Origin of the sequence: Rhodococcus sp. NPDC057014 (genome assembly GCF_042673295.1) — a bacterium.
Lineage (GTDB): Bacteria > Actinomycetota > Actinomycetes > Mycobacteriales > Mycobacteriaceae > Rhodococcus_F.
Map to the genome: position 1 here is coordinate 20,564 of NZ_JBHUSF010000088.1, position 8,618 is coordinate 29,181.

An 8,618-nucleotide genomic window follows, 5' to 3' on the forward strand; every position below is an offset into this window, starting at 1 on the left:
GACTCCGCCGATCCCGCCTGGGGCGGGCGGTCAGCGCTTGACAGTGACGGTGATCGGTTCGAACGCGGGGCCGCCATCCGGTTCGGGCGTTCCGCCGCCGTCGCCCGGACCCGGTTCCGGAGCACCGGGGCCCGGGGGGTCGTGATCGGTGTGCTCGTCGAGGATCTGCCGGAGCACAGCGATCAGCACGGACGCCTGGCCTGCGAGCAGGGTCACGAGGTCGTGCTGCTCGCCGCGGATCAGGGCCGCGAGTGCGCACACCGGGCACCACGTGCATCCCGACCACTGGCCGGCGCCGGGGTCCGCTCCCGCAGCGTCCGCCGCGGTGTGCGGCGCCGCCGCGCGCGAGAGGATCGGTTCGAGACGGTCCAGGGCGGTCTCGGCCAGCGTCCGCAGTTCCGCCAGCAACTGCGCGTGGTCGTCGTTCATACCGGCCACACCTGCGGGTCGGGCGTGAAGCGCACGACCAGATCGCTTCCGTCGAGTTCTGCGCCCGCGACGACGCACCGGCGCAGGACCGAGGCGAGGCGCACCCGGCGGCGCACCCCTTCCGCTCCCACGACCAAGTCGTCCTCCACTCGACCCAGCGTGAGGGTCGACGGGTTCACGAGCGGCAGATACATCCGCATCGTGTACACAGAATCCACACCGGCCCCCGATTCCAGCCCCACCCGCACCGCAGGCGGGTTCTTCCCCAACACCGCAACCGCGTCCGTGTCGTCGGCATACAACTCCCGGGCGATACCCCCGAGATCGGCCCACCCTACCGGCTCCGTCACCGACCGGGTGACCGAGAGGATCACCGTGGTGCCCGCGGAGGCGGTCAGCTCCGCGAGCACCCGCTGCTGCAGGGCTCGCCGCCTGATCAACCATGCCACACCGGGATCGTCGTGTCCTGTCGGCGAATCGAAGTGCGGCAGAAGGTTGTTCACGAGGATCGCATCGATGCGCAACCCGGACAGCGCGGCCACCGCGACGGTGCGCCGGGTCTCCGTCAGCACCACCCGCTCCGGTGTCGTCACCAGTCGCACAGTGGTTTTCGCGCGATTCGCGAGCAACTCCCGGACCTCGCCGACCGCCGAGACGACCTGTTCGATCAGCGACACCAGCATCACGAGGCGGGGATCGGAACCCAGCAGCGCGGCGATGCGGCGGTGCTGCGGCCACACCCGTTCCAGGTAGTCCAGCGTCATCGCGGGCGCGGCCAATGTCCGCAGGCAATCCGCGGTGGGCGGGCAGTCGACCACGACGGCGTCGTAGTCGCCCTCGGTGGCGAACCGGACGATCTCACCCAGGCCGAGCACGTCCTGCACGCCGGGCAGCCCGGTCAGCTCCTCCGGTTCGAGCGCGGACAGCTGGGCGCCGTGGTCGTGCGTGCCCGCGGCCGCGAGAACCGCTGCCAGGCTGCGGAATCTGTTCTCGAGCAACGTGAGGGTGTCGAGTTCGAGGACGTCGAGGGTGTCGGTGACGGACACGACGTCGCGGGCGGCGGCGATCCCGACCACGTCGGCGAGGGAATGCGCCTGGTCGAGCGAGACGAGGAGTGTCCGGTTCCCGGACTCGGCCGCCGCCTGTGCCGTCGCGGCCGCGAGCGTCGTCTTGCCGACGCCCCCCTTCCCCACGAAGAACTGGACCCGCGCAGGTCCGGCACGGCCCTCGCTGCTCAGCCTTCCACCCGCTTCTTGAGTTCCTTGAGCGCGGTGTCGGTGATCGCCTTCTCCGCCTTGCGCTTGAACAGGCCGATCATCGGAATCGTGAGGTCGACGGTGAGCTCGTACGTGACGGTGGTGCCGCCGTCGGGCTCGTCCTCGAGGACGTACGAACCGAACTGCGACTTCTGGATTTCGCCGGACTCGAGCTCCCAGCTGACCGACTTGCCGTCGGGCGCCCAGTCGTAACGGAGAACGTACGTGTCCTTGACCATGCCCGCGTCGAGCACGAACCGCACCCGGTCGGCGCGGCCGTTCTGTCCGGGTTCCATGACCTCGACGGACTTCGCGGCCGCCACCCAAGCGGGGTACGCGTCGAAGTCGGCGATCACATCCATCACCCGGGCGGGTGGCGCCTCGATACTGATCGACCTCTTGGTCCTCTCGGGCATGGAGTGAACGCTTCCTTTCGCCTGGCCGACCCGCTCTCGATGGCGGGGCCACGCCGTTACCGGTTCCGTATGTCTGTGTGGTGCCCGACTATCACACACGATTCCGGCGCCCGGACACAATGCCGACCCCGCCGCGACGGCCGGAAGGGGCTCAGGACGGCGGTTCTCCCGCCGCTCGACCGGCCTCGAGTTCCTTCTTCACCTCGAAGGACATCACCTTGCCCTCGACGCGCCTGCGGCGGTTGAGGGCGGCCAGATCCGGGGCGTGCTCGCTGCGCGCCGGTTCGGCGTGGAGGAAGTAGTGCACGATCGCTCCGTCCAGCACCGGCTCGAGCCACACTTCCATCGTTCCGGTGAGGGGTCCGGCCACGGTCCAGCGGATGCCCTTCTCGGCGCGGTCCTCGCGGACGGCGAGGGTGAGATCGGGCCACCACCGGCGCCAGCGGGCGGGCGGGGCGATCGCCGCCGCGACCTGCTGCGGTGGGGCCGCGATGAACGTCTGGTCTGCGACCTGAATGCTGCTCACGGCGACAAGCTTCACATACGCCAGGCGGCGGGGTTCCGTGGTGCCCCGCGGGCAGGCCTCTGACCACCCGTGTTTCAGCCAGCAGGCGGAGCCGGCGGGGGTAGGTCTAAAGTTGGGGAAGACAATCCTACTCGCCAGTATTTTCAGTGTCGGAGGTTTTCGTGCCCGAGTTCAGCGCGCCACAGTCGTTCACGATCGCGGAGGACGCGTCCGCGGTCGACTCGGTGTTCGCCCATGCCGCGGCCGACCCGACGCTGGTCGTGTACAAGCGCAAGATCGACGGACGGTGGACCGACGTCACGGCGGCCGAGTTCGCCGCGCAGGTCATCGCGGTCGCCAAGGGGCTCATCGCCATCGGCGTCCAGCAGGGCGACCGGGTGGCCCTGATGTCGGCGACCCGGTACGAGTGGCCGCTGGTCGACTTCGCGATCTGGGCGGCAGGCGGCGTCACCGTCCCGATCTACGAGACGTCCTCTGCCGAGCAGGTCCGCTGGATTCTCGAGGACTCCGCCGCGATCGACCTCGTCGTCGAGAACGCGGCACACGCCGCCACGGTCAAGGCCGTGGCCGCCGAAGCCAGCGCGCTCCGCGGCGTCTACCGGATCGAGGCGTCCGAAAGCGACCGCGGTGTCGTCGAGGAACTGACCGAACGGGGCGCCGACGTTCCCGACTCCGAGGTCCGGGCCCGCGTCGCCGCACTGAAGGCGAGCGATCCGGCCACCCTCATCTACACGTCCGGCACCACCGGCAGGCCCAAGGGCTGCCAGCTCACCCACGCCAACCTCATCGCCGAGTCCAAGGGCATTCTCGATTCCAGCCTCGGAACCCTGCTGAAGACGCCCGGCGTCAGCACCCTCATGTTCCTGCCGATGGCGCACGTCCTGGCGCGCGCGGTCAGCATCGCGTCGTTCGACGCCGGCGCCGCACTCGGCCACACCAGCGACATCCCGAACCTCGTCCCCACGTTCGGCGAGTTCCGTCCCGACTTCATCCTCTCCGTGCCGCGGGTGTTCGAGAAGGTGTACAACAGCGCCCGTGCCAAGGCCCACGGCGAGGGCAAGGGCAAGATCTTCGACGCCGCCGCCGAGACGGCCATCGCGTGGAGTGAGGCGCAGGACGACGGCGGCCCGGGACTGGTCCTCAAGGCCAAGCACGCGCTGTTCGACAAGCTGGTGTTCTCGAAGCTGCGGGCCGCGCTCGGCGGCAGGTGCCAGCTCGCGATCTCCGGCGGCGCCCCGCTCGGTGCCCGCCTCGGCCACTTCTTCCGCGGCATCGGCATCACCATCTACGAGGGCTACGGCCTCACCGAGACATCCGCGGCATTCGCCGTCAACACGATCGGCGAGCAGAAGGTCGGGTCGGTCGGCAAGCCCCTCGCCGGCAATTCCGTGCGCATCGCCGACGACGGCGAGATCCTGCTGTCGGGACCGGTCGTCTTCGGCGGCTACTGGCGCAACGAGAACGCGACTGCCGACGCGATCGAGAACGGCTGGTTCCACACCGGCGACCTCGGCTCGGTCGACGCGGACGGCTACATCACCATCACCGGACGCAAGAAGGAGATCATCGTCACAGCGGGCGGCAAGAACGTCTCCCCCGCCCAGCTCGAGGATCACCTGCGTGCCCACCCGCTGATCAGCCAGGCCATCGTCGTCGGCGACCAGCAGCCGTTCATCGGCGCACTCATCACCATCGACGCCGACGCACTGCCGGCGTGGAACGAGCGCAACGGCAAGCCCGCGGGCACGACGGTCGCCGACCTACTCTCGGACGCCGACCTCACGGCCGAGATCGACGAGGCCGTCGCCGAGGCCAACAAGCTCGTGTCGCACGCGGAGGCCATCAAGAAGTTCCGGGTCCTGCCCGTCGACTTCACGGAGGAGACCGGCGAGCTCACGCCGACGATGAAGCTCAAGCGCAACGTGGTGCACGACAGCTTCGCCGACGACATCGCCGCCCTCTACGCCAGATAGTGCGCCTCCGGCGCTCGTGAGTACTTCTCAACCGCCCGCGGTTAATAAGTACTCACGGGGGCGGTCACGCCAGCAGGAACTGCAGCTTCGCGGCGAGCACGTCCCAACGCCACTGCGCCTTGACCCAGTCCCGGCCGGCGGCGCCCATCGCCGCCGCCCGGTCGCGATCGGACAGCACCGCGATCACCGATCGCGCCACCTCGGCCACCGACGTGCCGTCCACGACCATCCCGGTTTCGTTCTGCCGCACCGTTTCCGGGGCGCCGCCGGACTGTCCGGCGATGACCGGGACACCGGAGGCCGACGCCTCCAGGAACACGATGCCGAGGCCCTCGACGTCGAGTCCCGCGCCCCGCGTGCGGCACGGCATCGCGAACACGTCGGCGATCGTGTGGTGCGCCGCCAACTCCGCCGACGGCACCGTTCCCGTGAACACGACGTGGTCCTCGACGCCGGCCGAGCGCGCGAGGGAGCGCAGGCGGTCCTCGTAGGGTCCGCCGCCGACGATCACGAGGACGGCCCCGTCGATGTGTTCGCGGATGTTCGGGAGCGCCCTGATGAGGATGTCCTGGCCCTTGCGCGGCACGAGCCGGGACAGGCACAGGATCGTCGGCCGGTCGCCCAGTCCGTACCGGGACCGCAGTTCGGACCGCGCCCCGCCGTCCGGGGTGAACAGGTCGGTGTCGACTCCGGGCGGCAGGTGCTCGAGTGCCGCGCCGGCGCCGAATGCGGACGCGAACCGGCCGCGGGTGTAGCGGCTGACGTACGTGACGACGTCGGTGCCGTCGCCGATCCGGCCGAGGGCCTGGCGGGCGGCGGGGAGCATCGACCAGCCGACCTCGTGTCCATGGGTACTCGCGACCACCCGTTCCGCTCCGGCGCGGCGCAGCGTCGAACTGAGCAGTGCGAGCGGGGCCGCCGCGCCGAACCAGACGCCGGTGCAGTCGTGTTCGGCGAGCAACCTGGTGGCGCGGCGCGCGACGAACGGTGTCGGAACCATCAGGGTCGTGGGGTGCCGGACGACCTGAAACGGTTGCCGCGCATCGAACTTGATGTGCGAGTCACCGCGCCAGCGCGGGGCGTAGACGACCAGGTCGTCGGCGGGCAGGTGCTTGACGAAGGTGTGCAGGTACGACTGAATTCCGCCGGGCCGCGGCGGAAAATCGTTCGTCACCAACAGTGTTCGGCGCATGTGATCACCGTAGGCGGTCGGCCGCGCGGTCACCGACGCAGGGTCACCCCAGGTGAGCGCCCACCCAGTCGGTCCAGCGGTCCCGGAACTGCTCGGCATCGACGCCGAGGACGTCGGACAGTCGTGCGTCGACCGTGTCCGGATCGGCCTCTCCCACGGCCAGCTTCCGGTACAACTCCGTCAGCCTCGTTTCGCCGTACTGCTCCGCGACGAAGGCGTTGATCGACCACGCGGTCTCGTAGGCGACCGAGCCGCGTTCGCCGGATTCGGAGAAGGCGGTGTTCTCGGGGAAACCGGTCGGGGGGCCTTCGGCGCCCACCTGCGCGGTCAGGGCCGGCGCGATCTGCCGTGCGGCCTGACCGGTTCCCCGGTAGGCGGCGTACTCGGCGTAGCCCTCCAGCACCCACATCGGTGAGCGGTCCACCGTCTCGGCGCGCGCCGCCACGTGGATGAGTTCGTGTCGCAGGATCGCCCGCCGGGTGACGTCTGTGAGCCGCTCCGCCGACGAGGGGCTGAACACGATCCGCTGCCCGGTGACCGCGTCGGCGGATGGGTCGACGGCGTCCGAGATGGCGACGGCGGCGATGCCGCGTCCGTCGTGATCGGGCCCGACGAGTGCGGTGAACTCGTCCTGCGATCCGGCGACCCACACGAGCGCGCGGCCCGCCCAGTCCGAACCCCACAGTTGGGTCGCGTTGACGACGGCGGCGGGGAGTTCCTCCGCCAGCCGGTCCACCATCGCGACGTTCTCGGGATGTCCGAGGACCACCGACGTCCGGCCGTCGCCGGTGTCGACGCGGCGCGACACGACGGATCCGAAGTCCCACGGGCCGCGCCAGGTCCGCCGCTCGCCGTCCACGCCGGCGCTGTCGCTGACGAGTGCCCAGCTGTCACCGCGCCGGGCGACGACGAGCGCGACGGGTTTGCGGGTGGGTCTCTCGTCCGCTCCCGCGATCGCGTAGCGGAGTTGCACGGCCGGCGCCCACACTTCGTCGGCCCCGAGCGCGTCGACGAGACTCGACGGCACCGCCGTCTCGGGACTCTCGGTGATCTCGTATCCCCAGTCCGAGAATTCCACCCCGGCAACGTTGCTCGCGCGGCGCGTCTCGGCGGCCAGGAAGCCCGGCGACGCCGCCCGATCCATCAGACCGGACAGGCGGGCCGTGTCGTTCGTCCGCACGGCCGACGCCCACGTGTCGAGGAGCACCTGGACGGCCGCTGCACGCGACTCCGTGTCTGCCTGCGCGGTGCCGACCGCCCCGTCGGCGCCCCGTTCGTCGTGAGAGAACCCGGTCAGCGCGAGTACGACGACGACGGCGAGGACGAGTCCGGCCAGCGCCGCCAGCTCCCACGGGCGCGCTTTTCGGCGTGAGGTCGTATCCGTTGCGGGAGACGGGTCTGATGCGGGCACGCCGGTGAGTGTATGAGCACGCCCGCGTGCCGTCGCCCGACGGTGGCCGTCAGTAGCGGCGCGCCCCGTAGAAGGGGAACTTCGCCATCGACTCGATCTTCACCGGCACACCGAACGTCGAGGCGTGGAGAATGTTGCCGTTTCCTGCGTAGAGGCCGACGTGGGACGCGTCGTTGTAGAAGAGGACGACGTCGCCGGGCTGGAGTTCGTCGCGGGACACCGGGGTGCCGCCGCTGGCCTGAGCCTGACTGGACCGCGGGAGCGTCTTGCCGATCTGCTTGTACGCCCAGACGACGAGCCCGGAGCAGTCGAACTGGTCGGGTCCGGTGGCGCCCCACACGTACGGGTCGCCGATGCGGGTCATGCCCGCCTGTAGCGCGCTCGTGCCCGAGCCGGGGGTGAGGTGCGCGAGGATCGTGTTGGGATCGAAGCCGGGCGGGAAGGGCGTCCCCGCCAGCTGGTCGCGTTCGGCGCCGGTGAGATCGCCGAACGCCTTGATCACGTCGGCGATCTGCGCTTGCAGGTCGCTCTGCTTGCGCTGCAGGTCGTCGCTGACCACCTTGGCCTGTTCGGTTGCCGCCCGCGCGGACTCCGCCGACTGCTTCGACGCCTCCGCCGCCTTGGTGGCGTCCGACGTGGCCGATTGGAATTGCGCGACCTGGTTGCGGGTGTCGTTGGAGATGGCGTCCAGCGCGGACATCTGATCGAGGAGTTGCTGCGGTGAGTCGCTGACCATCACGGCGAACAGGCGATTGGTTCGGGCGCCCTGGTAGTTGGCGGTGGCGAGTTTGTTCACCACGGGCTGGAAGACGGCGACGCGCGCGTTGGCCTCGTCGAGCACGCCCTGGTCCGCCGCGAGCCGGGCGTCCGCGTCGCGCTGCGCCGACTGCTTGGCCTCGAGATCGATCTGCGCGTTGTGGAGGGCCTCCGACGTCTGCTCGGACTGCCGGGACAGGTCGCCGAGCTTCGTCAGCGCCTCGGTCGGGTTGGTGGTGACCGGGTCCGCACCCGCCGGGATGGAGGGCAGCGACACGAGCGCCGCCGACAGCACTCCGGCTGTCAGCACGCTGCCCAGGGAGCGCTTCATCTTGTGTGAGGCCACGGAAATGCGGTTCTCCGATCGTCGATCTCCACCAGCCGGGTCGATGCGCGGCTCAGGAATTTCCCCGGCCGAGACGACCGCGGAGTGCCGAAGAGGTGGCGACCCGCGTTGCCGCCCGGTTGGCGCGACAAGACTTCGCAAGGTCTCGGATAGGTTACGGAATGGCATACGTTTGTGTCCACCCATGTCACGACGGGGTGGCGGGGACCACCGGGCGGGCGGGCGACAGCCTGTCTGCCTGGGGCGCAACGACATCGAGGGTGGGTTCGAATCGTGATTCGAACCCACCCTCGGTGGTCGTGCAAGATCCAAC

General features: G+C 69.9%; 8 protein-coding genes. 1 reads left to right on the plus strand and 7 read right to left on the minus strand.

Annotated elements, in window-relative coordinates; genetic code table 11:
• Positions 1-30: 30 nt before the first annotated feature.
• The 4 genes from ACFTZB_RS19005 to ACFTZB_RS19020 all read right to left on the minus strand — a co-directional run bounded on the left by ACFTZB_RS19005 (position 31) and on the right by ACFTZB_RS19020 (position 2,627).
• Positions 31-429: a hypothetical protein gene (locus tag ACFTZB_RS19005; RefSeq protein WP_378433508.1), complete on the minus strand. Its 399-nt coding sequence runs from the start codon at positions 427-429 to the stop codon at positions 31-33.
• Positions 426-1,667, minus strand: coding sequence for an ArsA family ATPase (locus tag ACFTZB_RS19010; protein WP_378433516.1), 1,242 nt, complete (start codon positions 1,665-1,667; stop codon positions 426-428). The genes ACFTZB_RS19005 and ACFTZB_RS19010 overlap by 4 nt, the downstream gene beginning before the upstream one ends.
• The gene (locus ACFTZB_RS19015) at positions 1,664-2,101 is read right to left on the minus strand and encodes an SRPBCC family protein (protein ID WP_073365899.1); all 438 of its coding nucleotides are present in this window, start codon (positions 2,099-2,101) and stop codon (positions 1,664-1,666) included. Before ACFTZB_RS19015 ends, ACFTZB_RS19010 begins: the two co-directional genes overlap by 4 nt.
• 151 nt (positions 2,102-2,252) lie before the next feature.
• Entirely contained in the window at positions 2,253-2,627 is a 375-nt protein-coding gene (locus ACFTZB_RS19020) for a polyketide cyclase / dehydrase and lipid transport (protein ID WP_378433509.1), read from the minus strand.
• A gap of 161 nt (positions 2,628-2,788) precedes the next feature.
• Between ACFTZB_RS19020 and ACFTZB_RS19025 the strand changes: the two genes are divergently transcribed.
• The gene (locus ACFTZB_RS19025) at positions 2,789-4,600 is read left to right on the plus strand and encodes an AMP-dependent synthetase/ligase (RefSeq protein WP_378433510.1); all 1,812 of its coding nucleotides are present in this window, start codon (positions 2,789-2,791) and stop codon (positions 4,598-4,600) included.
• Between the two features lie 64 nt (positions 4,601-4,664).
• Here ACFTZB_RS19025 and ACFTZB_RS19030 read toward each other — a convergent pair whose 3' ends face one another.
• The 3 genes from ACFTZB_RS19030 to ACFTZB_RS19040 are packed head-to-tail and all read right to left on the minus strand — an operon-like array spanning position 4,665 to position 8,305.
• Positions 4,665-5,792, minus strand: coding sequence for a glycosyltransferase family 4 protein (locus ACFTZB_RS19030; protein ID WP_378433511.1), 1,128 nt, complete (start codon positions 5,790-5,792; stop codon positions 4,665-4,667).
• A 43-nt stretch (positions 5,793-5,835) separates the two neighbouring features.
• Positions 5,836-7,203: a hypothetical protein gene (locus ACFTZB_RS19035; RefSeq protein ID WP_378433512.1), complete on the minus strand. Its 1,368-nt coding sequence runs from the start codon at positions 7,201-7,203 to the stop codon at positions 5,836-5,838.
• 49 nt (positions 7,204-7,252) lie between these two features.
• Positions 7,253-8,305: an NlpC/P60 family protein gene (locus ACFTZB_RS19040; RefSeq protein ID WP_378433513.1), complete on the minus strand. Its 1,053-nt coding sequence runs from the start codon at positions 8,303-8,305 to the stop codon at positions 7,253-7,255.
• Positions 8,306-8,618 lie beyond the last annotated feature (313 nt).